The organism is Pseudomonas sp. GW821-FHT07G06, assembly GCF_058986625.1.
In genome coordinates this window covers 195,554-211,135 of sequence record NZ_JBYSVW010000008.1, presented here as the reverse complement: position 1 = coordinate 211,135, position 15,582 = coordinate 195,554, and the positions used below count along the sequence as shown (strand labels likewise).

At 59.6% G+C, this 15,582-nt stretch carries 15 protein-coding genes; 2 read left to right on the top strand and 13 right to left on the bottom strand.

The genetic code is table 11. The annotated features are described in order from the left end of the window. Nucleotides 1–273 precede the first annotated feature (273 nt). Both recJ and AC3WJW_RS15670 read right to left on the bottom strand, forming a co-directional pair. Entirely contained in the window at nt 274–1,983 is a 1,710-nt protein-coding gene (gene recJ / locus AC3WJW_RS15675) for a single-stranded-DNA-specific exonuclease RecJ (protein ID WP_102698462.1), read from the bottom strand. A gap of 66 nt (nt 1,984–2,049) precedes the next feature. Beyond that, a complete protein-coding gene (locus tag AC3WJW_RS15670; protein WP_007971297.1) occupies nt 2,050–2,592 on the bottom strand; it encodes a YaeQ family protein in 543 nt (180 codons plus the stop codon). 147 nt (nt 2,593–2,739) lie between these two features. Between AC3WJW_RS15670 and AC3WJW_RS15665 the strand changes: the two genes are divergently transcribed. Next, nucleotides 2,740–3,939 carry a CaiB/BaiF CoA transferase family protein gene (locus AC3WJW_RS15665; protein ID WP_493726619.1) on the top strand — a complete coding sequence of 400 codons (1,200 nt, stop codon included), beginning with the start codon at nt 2,740–2,742 and terminating at the stop codon, nt 3,937–3,939. After that, nucleotides 3,893–4,861: a TIGR02285 family protein gene (locus AC3WJW_RS15660; protein WP_493726618.1), complete on the top strand. Its 969-nt coding sequence runs from the start codon at nt 3,893–3,895 to the stop codon at nt 4,859–4,861. Before AC3WJW_RS15665 ends, AC3WJW_RS15660 begins: the two co-directional genes overlap by 47 nt. 170 nt (nt 4,862–5,031) lie before the next feature. Here AC3WJW_RS15660 and AC3WJW_RS15655 read toward each other — a convergent pair whose 3' ends face one another. The 11 genes from AC3WJW_RS15655 to ffh all read right to left on the bottom strand — a co-directional run bounded on the left by AC3WJW_RS15655 (nt 5,032) and on the right by ffh (nt 15,457). After that, nucleotides 5,032–5,319 carry a DUF3509 domain-containing protein gene (locus AC3WJW_RS15655; protein ID WP_007971293.1) on the bottom strand — a complete coding sequence of 96 codons (288 nt, stop codon included), beginning with the start codon at nt 5,317–5,319 and terminating at the stop codon, nt 5,032–5,034. A 161-nt stretch (nt 5,320–5,480) separates the two neighbouring features. Further along, nucleotides 5,481–6,836 carry a transporter substrate-binding domain-containing protein gene (locus AC3WJW_RS15650; protein ID WP_493726617.1) on the bottom strand — a complete coding sequence of 452 codons (1,356 nt, stop codon included), beginning with the start codon at nt 6,834–6,836 and terminating at the stop codon, nt 5,481–5,483. Nucleotides 6,837–6,955: 119 nt separating this feature from the next. After that, complete coding sequence (gene thrC, locus AC3WJW_RS15645) at nt 6,956–8,365, bottom strand: threonine synthase (protein ID WP_493726616.1); 1,410 nt, start codon at nt 8,363–8,365, stop codon at nt 6,956–6,958. A 104-nt stretch (nt 8,366–8,469) separates the two neighbouring features. Beyond that, entirely contained in the window at nt 8,470–9,774 is a 1,305-nt protein-coding gene (locus AC3WJW_RS15640) for a homoserine dehydrogenase (protein ID WP_085724141.1), read from the bottom strand. A 133-nt stretch (nt 9,775–9,907) separates the two neighbouring features. Then, nucleotides 9,908–10,639, bottom strand: a complete 732-nt coding sequence (gene dsbC / locus AC3WJW_RS15635; RefSeq protein WP_102698466.1) for a bifunctional protein-disulfide isomerase/oxidoreductase DsbC — start codon at nt 10,637–10,639, stop codon at nt 9,908–9,910. Between the two features lie 251 nt (nt 10,640–10,890). Continuing rightward, nucleotides 10,891–11,787 (bottom strand): site-specific tyrosine recombinase XerD, encoded by an 897-nt coding sequence (gene xerD / locus AC3WJW_RS15630; protein ID WP_102698467.1) that lies wholly within the window; start codon nt 11,785–11,787, stop codon nt 10,891–10,893. A gap of 98 nt (nt 11,788–11,885) precedes the next feature. After that, nucleotides 11,886–12,236 (bottom strand): 50S ribosomal protein L19, encoded by a 351-nt coding sequence (rplS, locus tag AC3WJW_RS15625; protein WP_003175895.1) that lies wholly within the window; start codon nt 12,234–12,236, stop codon nt 11,886–11,888. Nucleotides 12,237–12,281: 45 nt separating this feature from the next. Then, nucleotides 12,282–13,034 carry a tRNA (guanosine(37)-N1)-methyltransferase TrmD gene (gene trmD, locus AC3WJW_RS15620; RefSeq protein ID WP_493726615.1) on the bottom strand — a complete coding sequence of 251 codons (753 nt, stop codon included), beginning with the start codon at nt 13,032–13,034 and terminating at the stop codon, nt 12,282–12,284. Between the two features lie 2 nt (nt 13,035–13,036). Then, nucleotides 13,037–13,573 (bottom strand): ribosome maturation factor RimM, encoded by a 537-nt coding sequence (gene rimM / locus AC3WJW_RS15615; RefSeq protein WP_007972729.1) that lies wholly within the window; start codon nt 13,571–13,573, stop codon nt 13,037–13,039. 5 nt (nt 13,574–13,578) lie between these two features. After that, nucleotides 13,579–13,830 carry a 30S ribosomal protein S16 gene (rpsP, locus tag AC3WJW_RS15610; RefSeq protein WP_007972721.1) on the bottom strand — a complete coding sequence of 84 codons (252 nt, stop codon included), beginning with the start codon at nt 13,828–13,830 and terminating at the stop codon, nt 13,579–13,581. A 250-nt stretch (nt 13,831–14,080) separates the two neighbouring features. Then, nucleotides 14,081–15,457, bottom strand: coding sequence for a signal recognition particle protein (gene ffh / locus AC3WJW_RS15605; protein WP_102698468.1), 1,377 nt, complete (start codon nt 15,455–15,457; stop codon nt 14,081–14,083). Between the last annotated feature and the right edge of the window lie 125 nt (nt 15,458–15,582).

The following is a 15,582-nucleotide window of genomic DNA, read 5'->3' as shown; positions in this document are numbered from 1 at the left end:
CTCTCGAATCAGTGGGCAGGCTCCAGGTTCTGTTTGAATAGTCGACGAGTGACAGGAAAAAGGTACAACACCCGCCCCCGCGGGCAAAAAAATCGACAAGACGTCACAAGACCAAAATCAAGCAGTGATTAGAGCCTAGTCGACATCGACGGATGTCGCCCCCTCGTAGGAGCGAGCTCGCTCGCGATGGACGACAGGACACCGCGGGGTATCAGGTTCCCAGCGCCATCGTTCACGACCATCGCGAGCGAGCTCGCTCCTACAGGTTTGGGTTCAACGCGGTTCGATGTGGGCAATCATCAGTTGAACCGTCTCGTTGCCACGAAACTCGTTGAGGTCGAGCTTGTAGGCCAGTTCCACCCACTTGATGGTCGGATTCGGCCAGATGTCGCGGTCGATCCCGAAGGCAATGCCGTCGAGCTTCACCGAACCACATTCACTTTTGAGCACCACTTTGAGGTGCCGCTCGCCCACCACGCGCTGCTCGACCAACTGGAACACCCCATGAAACAACGGTTCCGGGAAGTGCTGCCCCCAAGGGCCGGCATGCCGCAGGGCGCGGGCCAGTTCCAGGTGAAACTCCTCCACTGCCAGGGTACCGTCCGACAACAAGCGCCCAGTCAGGTCTTCTTCGCGCAGTTGCCGGCGCACTTCAGCGTCAAAGGCCTCGGCGAACAAGGGGAAATTCGCTTCCGGCAGCGTCAGGCCGGCTGCCATTGCGTGGCCACCATACTTGGTGATCAGATTCGGATGCTGCGCCGCCACCACGCTCAGGGCGTCGCGGATATGAAAGCCCTGGACCGAACGCCCGGACCCCTTGAGCAGGCCGTCACCGGCATCGGCAAAGGCGATGGTCGGGCGGAAATAACGCTCTTTCATCCGTGATGCGAGGATACCGATGACGCCCTGATGCCACTCGGGATCGAACAGGCACAAGCCGAACGGCATCGACTCCACCGGCAGATCCTTGAGCTGGGCCAGCGCTTCGCGCTGCATGCCCTGCTCGATGGATTTGCGATCCTGATTCATGCCGTCCAGTTGAGCCGCCATCTCACGGGCCAAAGCTGCGTCCTCGGTCAGCAGGCATTCGATGCCCAGGCTCATGTCATCCAGGCGCCCTGCGGCGTTCAGGCGTGGACCGACGATGAAACCCAGGTCGGTGGAGGTGATGCGCGCATGGTCACGCTTGGCCACCTCGAGGATCGCCTTGATCCCCGGCCGGGCACGTCCGGCGCGAATCCGCTCGAGGCCCTGATGCACCAGAATCCGGTTGTTGGCATCCAGCGGCACCACGTCGGCCACGCTGCCCAAGGCCACCAGATCGAGCAGTTCGCCGATATTCGGCTGCGGCTTGCTGGTGTACCAGCCGAGCTCGCGCAAACGCGCACGCAGGGCCATCAGCACATAGAAAATCACCCCGACACCGGCCAGGGCCTTGCTCGGGAACGCGCAACCTGGCTGGTTCGGATTGACGATGGCATCGGCCAACGGCAGTTCGTCGCCAGGTAAGTGGTGATCGGTAACCAGCACCTTGAGCCCGGCCTTTTTCGCCGCTGCCACGCCTTCGACGCTGGAGATGCCGTTGTCGACGGTGATCAGCAAATGCGGCTGACGCTCGAGCGCCACCGCGACGATTTCCGGTGTCAGGCCGTAGCCGTAGTCGAATCGGTTGGGCACCAGGTAATCGACATGTGCCGCACCCAGCAAACGCAGGCCCAGCGTGCCGACAGTGCTGGCCGTCGCGCCGTCGGCATCGAAGTCGCCGACGATCAGGATGCGCTGGCGCTGTTCAAGCGCAGTCACCAGCAGATCCACGGCGGCATCGATGCCCTTGAGTTGCTGGAACGGAATCAACCGCGCCAGGCTCTTGTCCAGTTCCGCCTCGGACTGCACGCCACGAGCCGCGTACAGGCGGGTCAACAGCGGCGGAATATCACCGAGGAATGGCAGGGTGTCGGGCAGCAGGCGAGGTTCGATGCGCATGGGGTGAAAGATGCTTCTCTTCAATACGTAGGATAAAACCGGGTGACGCGCTGAAGCGGCGAAAAATCAGCCGCGCTCACCGGCCAGCCACTGCAACTGGACTTCGTGCTGACCACGGTCGTCGGTGACGAAGATCGTGCCTTCGCTGATCATCACGTCCCACTTGATGACGCGTGGCATGTCTTTGGCCAGGGTCTCCAGGACTTCCTGAGGCACGGCAGCGATATTGACGTTTTTCAGGTTTTTTACCGCGGGCACCACTTTGCCTTCCCACACGCGCAGGCTGCCGTAGGCCAGCAGGCTGGTCCGTTCGGTGCGGCGCGAGCACCAGGTCAGGCGCTCGGCATCCGGCTGGCCGACTTCGATCCAGTGCAGGACGCGGTCATCCAGGCTTTTTTCCCACAAGGCCGGTTCATCCACTTCCGACAGACCACGGCCGAACGACAGCTGTTCGTTGTACCAGAGGGCGTAGGCCAGCAGGCGCACGGTCATGCGCTCCTCGGTTTCCGAAGGATGACGGGCGATGGTCTGCTTCACGCTCTCATAGACGCTACGGTCGAGGTCGGTGAGGTTCAGTTCAAACTTGTAGGTCGTGGACGGCTGGGCCATGAACGGGCTTCTTGATACGAGGAAAGGCGGCAAGTCTAACCGATGCGACGGGCAATCCACGAATTGAAGGTGATCAACCTGAAGCGCCTGACAGTCGGCTATGTTAAAACGCTGTATTCGCCCATCCCTTGTCCAGCAGGATCCCGCATGCCGTTCACCGCCAAACCGCTTTCCGGTCTGAAAGTCATCGAATTGGGTACCTTGATTGCCGGCCCGTTTGCCTCGCGCATTTGTGCTGAATTCGGTGCCGATGTGATCAAGATCGAATCCCCGGACGGCGGTGACCCGTTGCGTAAATGGCGCAAATTGTATGAAGGCACTTCCTTGTGGTGGTTCGTCCAGGCGCGCAACAAAAAGTCCCTGACCCTCAATCTCAAACACCCCGAAGGTCAGGCGATCCTGAAACAGTTGCTGGGTGAAGCCGACATTCTGATCGAGAACTTTCGTCCCGGCGTCCTGGAAAAACTCGGCCTGGGCTGGGACGTCCTGCACGCTCTGAACCCGAAACTGGTCATGGTGCGGCTGTCGGGTTTCGGCCAGACCGGCCCGATGAAAGATCAGCCCGGCTTTGGCGCGGTCGGCGAGTCCATGGGCGGCCTGCGCTACATCACCGGCTTCGAAGACCGGCCACCGGTGCGCACCGGCATTTCCATCGGTGACTCGATTGCCGCGCTCTGGGGCGTGATCGGCGCGTTGATGGCCCTGCGTCATCGCGAGGTCAACGGCGGCCAGGGGCAAGTGGTAGACGTGGCGCTGTACGAAGCCATCTTCGCCATGATGGAAAGCATGGTCCCGGAATTCGACGTGTTCGGCTTCATTCGCGAACGCACGGGCAATATCATGCCGGGCATCACCCCGTCCTCGATCCACACCAGTGCCGATGGCAAGCACGTGCAGATCGGGGCCAATGGCGACGCCATTTTCAAACGCTTCATGTTGATCATTGGCCGGGAAGACCTCGCCAACGACCCTCTGCTTGCCAGCAACGATGGCCGCGATGCGCGGCGCGACGAGATCTATGGCGTCATCGATCGCTGGGTCAATTCGCTGCCGCTGGACAGGGTGCTGTCGTTGCTCAATCAGGCCGACGTGCCGGCCAGCCGGATCTTCAGCGCCGAAGACATGTTCAATGACCCTCAGTACCTGGCGCGTGAAATGTTCCTGCAGGCCAAACTGCCGGACGGTAAAGACTTCAAGATGCCGGGAATCGTGCCGAAACTCTCAGAGACACCCGGTGAATGTGAATGGGTCGGGCCACAACTGGGTGAGCACAACGCACAGGTACTCCAGGAACTTGGCTATGACGCGACACAGATCGCACAGTTGCGCAAAGACGGAGCCATCTGAACTGAGGCGCCTGCCTGCATGGGTCATTCGGTACTGCCCGTCGCGCGCTGGCTGCTTGCTTTGCGTGCTGACGACCCTGCTCCTGCTCATTGAACCGGTCCCGTCAGCCTTGGCGCAAACCAGGGAAACCCTGATCTGGCTCAAACGCGACCTGCCGCCGCTGACGATCTTCGACGGGCCGAAAAAGGACCAGGGCGTCATCGATCAACTGCTTCCCCTGTTGATTGCCGGCATGCCGCAATACCAGCACAGCGTGATGAGGGTCAATCGCGCGCGTGGACTGCAGATGCTTCACGAACCGTCCCTCGTCTGTGACGCGGCGCTGAACTGGAGCAAGGAACGGGAACAGTGGATCGCCTTTTCCATCCCGGTCTTTCGTGCCATGAGCAATGGCCTGGCCGTGAGGCGCGTTGACCAGGAGGTACTGGCCCCCTTTATCAAGGATGGTGAAGTGGACCTCGCAAAATTGCTCGCCAGCGGCAACGAAAAACTGGGGATCATCGCCGAGCGCAATTACGGCGAATACCTCGACGGGCTGCTCAAGCAAGCACCCGCCGACGTGCTGACGCCTCATTACGGCAACGACGCCCTGGGCAGCCTCCTGCAAATGCAGCGCCTTGGGCGTTTGCGCCTGCTGTTGGGCTATCGCCCGGAAATCCGCTACCAGGCTTCGCTGCAAGGAATCGCCGAGGATGAATTGCAGTTCTATCCAATCCGTGGCACGGGCAAATACCTGTCCGGCTACATCGGTTGCACCGACACACCAAAGGGCCGACAGGCCATTGCCGAAATCAATCAGGTGCTGCGCACCCTGCCCCGCGAGCGCCTGGACGAGGCTTATGCCGCCTGGCTGGATCCGCGAAGCCGCAGTGAATACCTGAAAGACACCAAGGCGTTTTTCGACAATCTGGCGCAGCCATGATCAATCCCGGGCAAAAAGAAACCCCGAGAAGTGGGGAAACGACTCGGGGTTAAACGTGGTCTGTTTGGAGACCAGTAGCAGCAAGCTACAAGCACCGGAGCACAATGCTTGATCCTGCTGTTACAAAGTCTGACTGACCCGGGCGCGGGAAGGTTCCCACAAAAATCCGTTCAATTGCGGCTGGCCAGAAGCTTGTCCCTGGCAGCATTACGCAATGCCGCGATGACACAAGGCTCAAGGCGTCCTTCAGCGATCAGCACGTCGCGATGCAAACCGTCGACCACATCCGTCAGCAGGCGCTTGTCATTCAACTGGGCCTGATTGAACTCGCGCTCGACCACGGTCGCGCCGATAGCATTTTTCAGGGTCACCCGACATTCGCCACGAATGCCTGACGGGGTCAATGTGACCTGATACGGGCTCAGCGCCTCACCGAGCAACAGACTGATACTTTCCATCCCGATCACCACTCATTAGTCCGAAAACAACGTGCCAGGGGCATGCCTGTAACAGATGACCACTTGCCCGAGAAGAAAGTTCTGGAGACTGACCGCAGGCGAACCTGCCGTACAGTCAAGAGAGCATGCACGGCGAACATGACAGAGAAAAAACCTGGCCGTCACGTTTGTCGGGTGCGCCGGGCGATGTCGGCCCAGCCTCCCAACAAGCCTTTCATCTGGCCATCCGCCGTATAAAACGGCACGGTCCACTGGTAGATATCCCGGACACCCTCCTTGAATAGCAATTGACGTTCGAAGAAGCGCGTCCTGCGCGTACTCAACTGCGCCATGAACTCGGCATGCAGCAGTTCCGCGGTTTGTCTGGGCATGACATCGACCTCGATCAACTGCCGCCCCTGCATCTGGTCAAAACGTGTCGACAAGGCGTCCTCATAACTTTTGTTGCACATGATCAAACACCCTTGCAGGTCGCGGACAAACATCGGGTCAGGCATGGCATCCATCAGGGCATGCTGGAATGCGAGCTGATCGCGCAGGTTCCTTTGGGCCTCGACCCGCTGCCTGACGACCACCGCCAACCGCCGGTTCCAGAGCAGGGACAACAGGCCGAACAGGCTGAGCACAAACATGCCCCAGCAGACCCACTGGTCAAGCCGCTGCCATAGGCCAGGCCCCTGTGCCGTGGTAGCGCCACCGAACCACTTGCGGCGAAGGTCGCGCATCTCCTGAGCAGGAAAGGCCTCGAGCGCCTTGTTGAGGATGCTCAGCAACTGCGGCTGCCCCTTGCGCACCGCCAGATAATCCGCATCCCATTTGTACGGCACCGCAGCTCCGATCTGCAGCCGGCCCGACGGAAAAAGCTGGGCGCCGATTTCGCTCTCGATGGTGGCGTAGGCTTCACCACTTTCAACCCAGGCACGGGCTTCGGCGTAGGTCTTGACCGAACGCAATTCGATGGACGGAAAATCGCGACGGATCATCGCTTCCAATGCATGCCGGGTCGGCAGCACCAGTACCCGCTTCGACAGTTCCTCCAGCGACTGCACCGGCGGTGCCCCGGCCAATCCGACAAAGACCCATCCCGCACCACCGTACGCATGGCTGAAATCGAGAAACGCATGGCGTTCATCATTCATTGACAGCGTGGTACTCAAATCCGCCGCGCCGCTTTCCAGACGAGCCAGCATCTGATCAACGGAAAAGGACTCTTCGTAAACGAACTGCAACCCCGTCATGTCACTGATGCGCTTGAGCAGGTCACTGTTCAGACCCGTCCATTGACCCTGCTCATCCTTGAAGTGATACAACGGGTATTCCAGTGCCGTGACCACGACCCGTGGATGGCTGGCTATCCACTGCAGCTCCTGGTCATCCAGCACGACCGCTGAACGTGCAACGGTCTCCCCACGCTCCTGAATCGCTTCAGGACTTGCCCCTCCCCATTCGGCGACGCCCACGATGCCGAATAAAATCAGCCAGCGCGCGACTGGCTTGAACACACTTGTAAACGGCATTCCCACGTCCTTGGTGATCCACTCGCCAGTCCTTTCGCGGCGAGAACACGACAAGTGTGCATGCAGAAATGAAAAAGCCCGTCAGGAGACGGGCTTCAAAATGTAACAGCGCTGACCGGTTACAGCGCCTTGCCACGGTTGCCATGCTGGCTGACAAAGGCCTGCACGGCCTTCAGGTCATTTGGCAATACGGTGCAACGTTCGTCTCGCTCAAACAAATCAGAAAGATGTACAGGCAGTTCGAGAGCTTTTCCTACACCGGCTTTTTCCACGGCGTCCGGGAATTTTACCGGGTGGGCGGTGCCCAGGATCACCATTGGAATGTCCAGGCTACGACGGCACTCGCGTGCAGCTTTCACCCCGATGGCAGTGTGCGGATCGAGCACTTCACCGGTCTGCTCGTAGACTTCGGCGATGGTTTCGCAGGTTTGCGCGTCATCCACGGCCAGCGAGTCGAACAACTTGCGGGCTTCGGTCCAGCGCTCTTGCTCGACGCTGAAACCGCCGCCCTGCTTGAACGAATCCATCAGGCCGGCGATTGCCGCGCCGTTGCGGCCATGCAGGTCGAACAGCAGGCGTTCGAAGTTCGACGACACCATGATGTCCATGGACGGCGACAGCGTCGCGTGCAGGGTTTCCTTGACGTACTGGTTGCCGCTCATGAAGCGGTGCAGGATGTCGTTGCGGTTGGTGGCGACGATCAACTGGTTGATCGGCAGGCCCATGTTGCGCGCCAGGTAACCGGCGAAGATGTCGCCAAAGTTGCCGGTCGGCACCGAGAACGCCACCGAGCGTGCCGGGCCGCCCAGCTGCAGGGCCGCGTGGAAGTAGTAAACGATCTGGGCCATGATCCGCGCCCAGTTGATCGAGTTCACGGCGACCAGACGGGTGCCCTTGAGGAAACCCTGGTCGGCGAAGCTGGCCTTGACCATTTCCTGGCAGTCATCGAAGTTGCCTTCGATGGCGATGTTGTGGATGTTCTCACCGAAGATGGTGGTCATCTGCCGACGTTGCACCTCGGACACGCGGTTGTGCGGGTGCAGGATGAAAATGTCGACGTTTTCGCAGTGCTTGCAGCCTTCGATGGCGGCCGAACCGGTGTCACCGGAGGTGGCGCCGACGATCACCACGCGCTCGCCGCGCTTTTCCAGCACGTAGTCGAGCAGGCGACCAAGCAGTTGCAGGGCGAAGTCCTTGAACGCCAGGGTCGGGCCGTGGAACAGCTCCAGCACCCATTCGTTGCCGTTCAGTTGACGCAGCGGCGCGACGGCGCTGTGGGCGAACACGCCGTAGGTTTCTTCAAGGATTTTCTTGAAATCAGCGTCTGGAATGCTGCCGGTGACAAACGGACGCATGACGCGGAAGGCCAGCTCGTGATACGGCAGGCCTGCCCAGGACGCGATTTCCTCCTGGGTGAAACGTGGCAGGTTTTCCGGGACGTACAGACCGCCGTCGGTGGCAAGGCCTGCCAGCAGGACGTCTTCGAAATTCAGGGCCGGTGCCTGGCCGCGGGTACTGATGTAGCGCATAGGGGCAAACCTTCGGTTTGGGCTGCAAGCTGCAAGCTGTAAGCGACAAGTGAAAAGCGGCTCTGCTTTTACTTGCAGCTTGAAGCGTGCAGCTTGCCGCTGTGTTAATTCAAATGTTCGACGCGAATCCGGACTACCGGTCCAACCACACCCTGGAGAGCCTCCAGTGCCTGAATGGCATCGTTGATGTGCTGTTCCAGCACGCGGTGGGTCAGCAGGATCATCGGCACCAGGCCGTCGTGCTCCTCGGCTTCCTTCTGCATGATCGACTCGATGTTGATGCCGCGTTCCGAGAGGATGCTCGCGACCTGAGCCAATACGCCCGGATGGTCCTTGGCCTGAATACGCAGGTAATAGGCGCTTTCACAGGCTTCGATCGGCAGGATCGGGTGAGCCGACAGCGAATCAGGCTGGAACGCCAGGTGCGGCACGCGATTCTCCGGATCGGACGTCATGGCGCGAACCACGTCCACCAGGTCGGCGATCACCGACGAAGCGGTCGGCTCCATGCCGGCGCCAGCACCGTAGAACAGGGTCGAACCGGCAGCATCGCCATTGACCATCACCGCGTTCATCACGCCGTTGACGTTGGCGATCAGGCGATCGGCCGGGATCAGCGTCGGGTGCACGCGCAGCTCGATACCGGCCGCGGTGCTGCGCGCCACGCCCAGGTGCTTGATGCGGTAACCCAGCGCTTCGGCGTAGTTCACGTCAGCGGTGGTCAGCTTGGTGATGCCTTCGGTGTAGGCCTTGTCGAATTGCAGCGGGATGCCGAACGCGATGGAGGCCAGGATCGTCAGCTTGTGAGCAGCGTCGATCCCCTCAACGTCGAAGGTCGGATCGGCTTCGGCGTAACCCAGAGCCTGGGCTTCGGCCAATACGTCCTCGAAGGTGCGACCCTTCTCGCGCATTTCCGTCAGGATGAAGTTGCCGGTGCCGTTGATGATGCCGGCCACCCAGTTGATACGGTTGGCGGACAGGCCTTCGCGGATCGCCTTGATCACCGGAATGCCACCGGCCACCGCCGCTTCGAACGCAACGATCACGCCTTTCTCGCGTGCCTTGGCGAAAATTTCATTACCGTGAACAGCAATAAGCGCCTTGTTCGCGGTGACCACATGCTTGCCATTCTCGATGGCCTTGAGTACCAGCTCGCGGGCAACGGTGTAGCCGCCCATCAGCTCTATAACGATGTCGATCTCAGGGTTCGTGGCCACTTCGAAGACATCGTTGGTAATCGCAATACCGGTCGTTTGGAACTGAGGCTTTGGCGTGCGAATGGCAATTTGTGCCACTTCGATCCCACGCCCGGCACGACGAGCAATTTCCTCGGCGTTGCGCTGAAGTACGTTGAAGGTACCGCCACCGACGGTCCCTAACCCACAGATGCCTACTTTGACCGGTTTCACTGTGAACTCCCCATAAAACGGCCGACTCAAGGCCGGCCGTGAAAACAGCCGCATGCTCGCGGCTCTCTATTAATGGCCCGGCGATGTCGCTGCCGGACCATGATCGTCAATGGCTGCCCGTGACGATGCGAATTTACTTCGCGCCCAGCGCCAGTTTGGCGACTTGTGGCGCAGGCTGGTAGCCCGGAATGACCTGCCCGTCGGCCAAAACGATGGCCGGTGTACCGTTCACGCCAATCGACTGGCCGAGAGCGAACTGCTTGGAAACCGGGTTATCGCACTTGGCGGCCTTGATTTCCTTGCCGTCGACCATTTTGTCCATGGCCGCTTTCTTGTCTTTCGAGCACCACACGGCTTGCAGTTGCTCGTCACCCGGCGAGCCCAGGCCCTGGCGCGGGAACGCGACGTAACGCACTTCGATGCCGCGCTTGTTCAACTCCGGCACTTCGGCGTGGAGCTTGTGGCAGTACGGGCAGGTGGTATCGGTGAATACGGTGATGTGCGACTTGGTTTCGCCAATGGCCGGGTACACCACGGTTTCTGCAACCGGAATATCGTTGATCAGCTTGGAGATGCCCAGGCGCTCGGTCTTCTCGGTCAGGTTGACCGGCTTGCCGTCCTTGAGATCGAACAGGTAGCCCTGCACCACGTACTGGCCGTCGGCGCTGGCGTACAGCACACGGCTGCCCTTGAGCTTGACTTCGTACAGGCCGGGCATCGGGCTGGCGGTGATGGTCTCTACCGGCACTTCGAGCTGGAGGTTCTCCAGGCTTTTACGAATGGCTTTGTCGGCCGCGTCATCGGCGACGGCAAAGGTGCTGACCAACGCAATGGCTGCGGCGGCGAAAATCTGGGTCAGACGCATGAGAACTCCTGAAGGCGAACATATGGGACGATCAGAACGCCCGTGCCGAAACACCGGGTCATAACCGCCCATCGTGCAAACCGGCCAAGCCTATCACATAAGATTCGCATGACCGAATGCGCCTGACGCAAGACATTTTGACCTCGACGTATAAGGCTCCCTGTAGGAGCTGCCGAAGGCTGCGATCTTTTGATTTGTTTTTTCAAGATCAAAAGATCGCAGCCTTCGGCAGCTCCTACACAGGACTGTGTTCAGCCTCGGGGATGATGCTTGGCGTGAAGGTCTTGCAAGCGGGCGCGGGCGACGTGTGTGTAAATCTGGGTGGTCGACAGATCGCTGTGGCCAAGGAGCATCTGCACCACCCGTAAATCGGCGCCGTGGTTGAGCAAGTGTGTGGCAAAAGCGTGCCGCAGCGTGTGCGGCGACAGCGACTTGCCAATCCCGGCGACCTTGGCCTGGTGCTTGATCCGGTGCCAGAAGGTCTGGCGGGTCATCTGCTCGCCACGCTGACTCGGGAACAACACATCGCTGGGACGCCCGCCAAGCAGTTCGCTGCGGGCATCGCGCATATAGCGCTCGACCCAGACAATCGCCTCCTCGCCCATCGGCACCAACCGCTCCTTGCTGCCCTTGCCCATCACGCGCAGCACCCCCTGGCGCAGGTTGACCTGCTCCAGGGTCAGGCTGATCAGCTCCGTCACCCGCAGACCACAGGCATAAAGCACTTCGAGCATCGCCCGGTCACGCTGGCCGATGGCTTCGCTGAGGTCCGGTGCAGCCAACAGCGCGTCCACGTCTGCTTCCGACAAGGATTTGGGCAATGGCCTACCCAGTTGCGGCATATCTATGCGCAGGGTCGGATCGACGACGATCAGCTTTTCCCGCAGCAGATAGCGATAGAAGCCACGCACACCCGAGAGAAATCGTGCTGTGGAACGGGGCTTATAGTTTTGCTCCAGGCGCCAGGCCAGGTGGTCGAGGATCAATTCGCGTCCGGCGTTGATCGGCTCCAGGCCTTTTTCCTGCAGCCAGCCATTGAACAGAGCCAGGTCACTGCGATAGGCATCGCGGGTGTTGTCGGAAAGTCCTTTCTCCAGCCAGAGGGCGTCAAGGAACTGGTCTATCAGGGGATGATCAATGGCGGGCATAAAGGCTCAGGCAAGACCGGCAACACGGTTAACGAAGATAAATCGCAGGCAACAAAAAAGCAGCCCGCAGGCTGCTTTTTTTGCATCGGAAGCTGGACTTAAGCCAGTTTTTCCTTGATGCGAGCTGCTTTACCCGACAGGTCGCGCAGGTAGTACAGCTTGGCTTTACGTACGTCACCGCGACGCTTGACAGCCATGCTGTCGATTTGCGGGGAGTAGGTCTGGAAAGTACGCTCTACGCCAACACCGTTGGAGATTTTACGAACGGTGAATGCACTGTTTACGCCGCGGTTACGCTTGGCGATAACAACACCTTCGAACGCTTGCAGACGCGAACGGTCGCCTTCCTTCACTTTCACCTGAACGACAATGGTGTCGCCCGGGGCAAAGGTAGGGATCTCTTTGGTCATCTGCTCTGCTTCGAGTGCAAGGATGATTTTGTTAGTCATGCTGTGCTCCTAAGGTAAATCGTCGGATCTACCATCGATACGTTGTTAACTATCGTCCCGCTCGCGGATGTATTCCTCGAGCAGCTTCTTCTCTTCTCCAGAAAGCGAGCGGCTTTCCAGAAGATCGGCGCGTCGTTCAAAGGTCCGACCAAGGGACTGCTGTAAACGCCAACGCCGGATGTGCGCGTGATTGCCACTTAGCAATACGTCGGGAACACGCTGATCCGCATACACCTCCGGTCGGGTGTAGTGCGGGCAATCCAGCAAACCATCCGTAAAGGAATCTTCCTCGGCGGAGTCCGCATGCCCTAAAGCTCCAGGCAGCAGTCGTGTAACCGCATCGATCAGGACCATCGCCGGCAGCTCGCCGCCAGACAGTACATAGTCACCAATCGACCACTCTTCATCGACATGAGCATCAATAAAACGCTCGTCAATGCCTTCATAGCGGCCGGCAATCAGGATCAATGCATCCAGATTCGCCAACTCGCGTACCGCCGACTGAGTCAGCTGGCGGCCTTGGGGCGACAGGTAAATTACCTTCGCCGCCTCCCCGGCTGCTGCCTTGGCCTGAACCAGAGCATCTTCCAGGGGCTTGATCTTCATCACCATGCCCGGACCACCGCCAAACGGGCGATCGTCCACAGTGTGATGTCGATCCGTCGTGTAGTCTCGCGGATTCCAACAGGTGAGCTGCAAGAGCCCCTGTTTCACCGCACGACTGGTGATGCCGAACTCGCTGATGGCAGAGAACATCTCGGGAAACAGACTGATCACTTCTACGCGCAAGTTAGCCACGCTTAGAAATCCGCGTCCCAATCCACCTTCATCTCGCCTGCCGCCAGATCGACAGCCAACACACATTGCTCGGTATAGGGCAACAGGCGTTCGCGATCATCCAGGCTGCCAGCGCAAGGCTTGACCACCATGACATCGTTCGAGCCGGTCTCCAGCAGGTGATCGATCTTCCCGAACAGTTGTCCGAGGGTGTCGATGACCTTGAGACCTTCCAGCTGGTACCAGTAGTACTCGCCGTCGGTCAGTTCAGGGAACAGGTTGCGCGGCACGCAGATCTCATAACCGGCCAGAAGACGAGCTTCTTCGCGATCATCGAGCCCCTTGAGCTTTGCGACCAGGAACTTGTCATTCCCGCGTCCGCTGACCAGCTCTACCTGCTTTACATTGCCGTCACGCTTGAGCGTCCAGGTTTTGTAATCCAGCAGGTTCTTAATCGGATCAGTAAAGGAGTACACCTTCACTTCGCCGCGAACGCCGTGAACAGAATAAATCTTGCCGATAACGATCAAATCATCAGCAACAGCTGGCGTCGCGTTCATATTGCTCAGGCCGCAGCCTTAGCAGATTCCTTCAACAACTGAGCAACGCGCTCAGAAGGTTGTGCACCAACGCTCAGCCAGTAGGCTACGCGCTCTTGGTTCACGGACAGACGAACTTCCTGACCACGGGCAACAGGGTTGAAGTAGCCAACCTGTTCCTTGTGCGAACCGTCGCGCGGGTTGCGGCTGTCGGTTACGGTCAAGTGGTAAAACGGGCGCTTTTTGGAGCCGCCAAGGGCAAGACGGATTGTTAGCATGTGAACATCGTTCCTGTAGTCGGTGCTGCAAATCTAAAGGCACAGCGGGCATGGGTGCCCGAAAGGCCGCATATTCTAAGGAATATCCGGACTTTTGCAAATGACTTTTTCCGGCGGTCTATCGGCCGCCATGCAGATTTGCTATAGAGCCGTCGTTGAAAACGGCCGGTCAGCTCCCGCCAAGTGCGGGTTTGCTGTGTATCCCACGTCCGTGTGGGGGTGCGCCGACCTGATGGCCGGCGCGGATTCTTTACATCTTTGGCATGCCGCCGCCGGGCAACATACCGCCCATGCCGCGCATCATCTTGGCCATTCCGCCTTTTGCAGAGAACTTCTTCATCATCTTCTGCATCTGCTTGTGCTGCTTGATCAAGCGACCGATGTCCTGCACCTGGGTGCCGGAACCCATGGCGATCCGGCGCTTGCGCGAACCACTGATCATCTCGGGGTCGCGGCGCTCGGCCGGGGTCATGGAGTTGATGATGGCTTCCATCTGCTTGAATTGCTTCTCTGCCGCACCCTGGGCGTTGCCCATTTGCGCCAGGTTCACGCCACCCATGTTCGGCAGCTTGTCCATGAGCCCGCCGAGGCCGCCCATGTTCTTCATCTGTTGCAGCTGATCGCGGAAGTCTTCGAGGTCGAAGCCCTTGCCCTTCTTCAGCTTTTTAGCAAGCTTGTCGGCCTTGTCCTTGTCGAGGGTCGCTTCCGCCTGCTCGATCAGGCTGAGCACGTCGCCCATGCCGAGGATGCGCGAGGCGATACGCTCAGGGTGGAACGGGTCGAGCGCTTCGCTCTTCTCGCCCATACCGATGAACTTGATCGGCTTGCCGGTGATGGCGCGCACCGACAGCGCGGCACCGCCACGGGCGTCGCCGTCGACCTTGGTCAGGATCACGCCGGTCAGCGGCAATGCATCGCCAAAGGCCTTGGCCGTGTTGGCGGCGTCCTGGCCGGTCATGGCGTCGACCACGAACAGGGTTTCGACCGGGTTGATCGCAGCGTGAAGCGCCTTGATCTCGCCCATCATCTCTTCATCGATGTGCAGGCGACCGGCGGTGTCGACGATGACCACGTCGATGAATTTGAGTTTTGCTTCCTTAATAGCCGCATTGGCGATGTCGACCGGCTTCTGGCTCAGGTCCGACGGAAAGAAGGTCACGCCGATGTCGTTGGCCAGGGTTTCCAGCTGCTTGATCGCCGCCGGACGGTAAACGTCGGCGGACACGACCATGACCGACTTCTTCTTGCGCTCTTTAAGGAAGCGCGCAAGCTTGCCGGCGGTGGTGGTTTTACCAGCGCCCTGCAAACCGGCCATGAGGATGACCGCTGGCGGCACTGCGCTCAGGTTCAGGTCTTCGTTGGCCGCGCCCATCAGGCTTTCGAGTTCGGCCTGGACGATCTTCACGAAGGCCTGGCCCGGTGTCAGGCTGCGCGACACCTCGGTACCGACGGCACGCTCCTTGACCGAATTGACGAAGTCCTTGACCACCGGCAGGGCGACGTCGGCTTCGAGCAACGCCATGCGCACTTCACGCAGGGTGTCTTTGATGTTGTCTTCGGTCAGTTTGGCCTTGCCGGTGACATGGCGCAGCGTCTGCGAGAGACGGTCGGTTAAGTTTTCAAACATTGCGCGATCCTTTCAGGCCCTGTGTAGACCGGGATAATGGCGGCCCGGACCGGACTAAACGTGTGCTCGGCGAGCCTGCGGCGTGGGCAGGTCGCGGATTATAGCGAAGACTGTGGCCGGCGGAC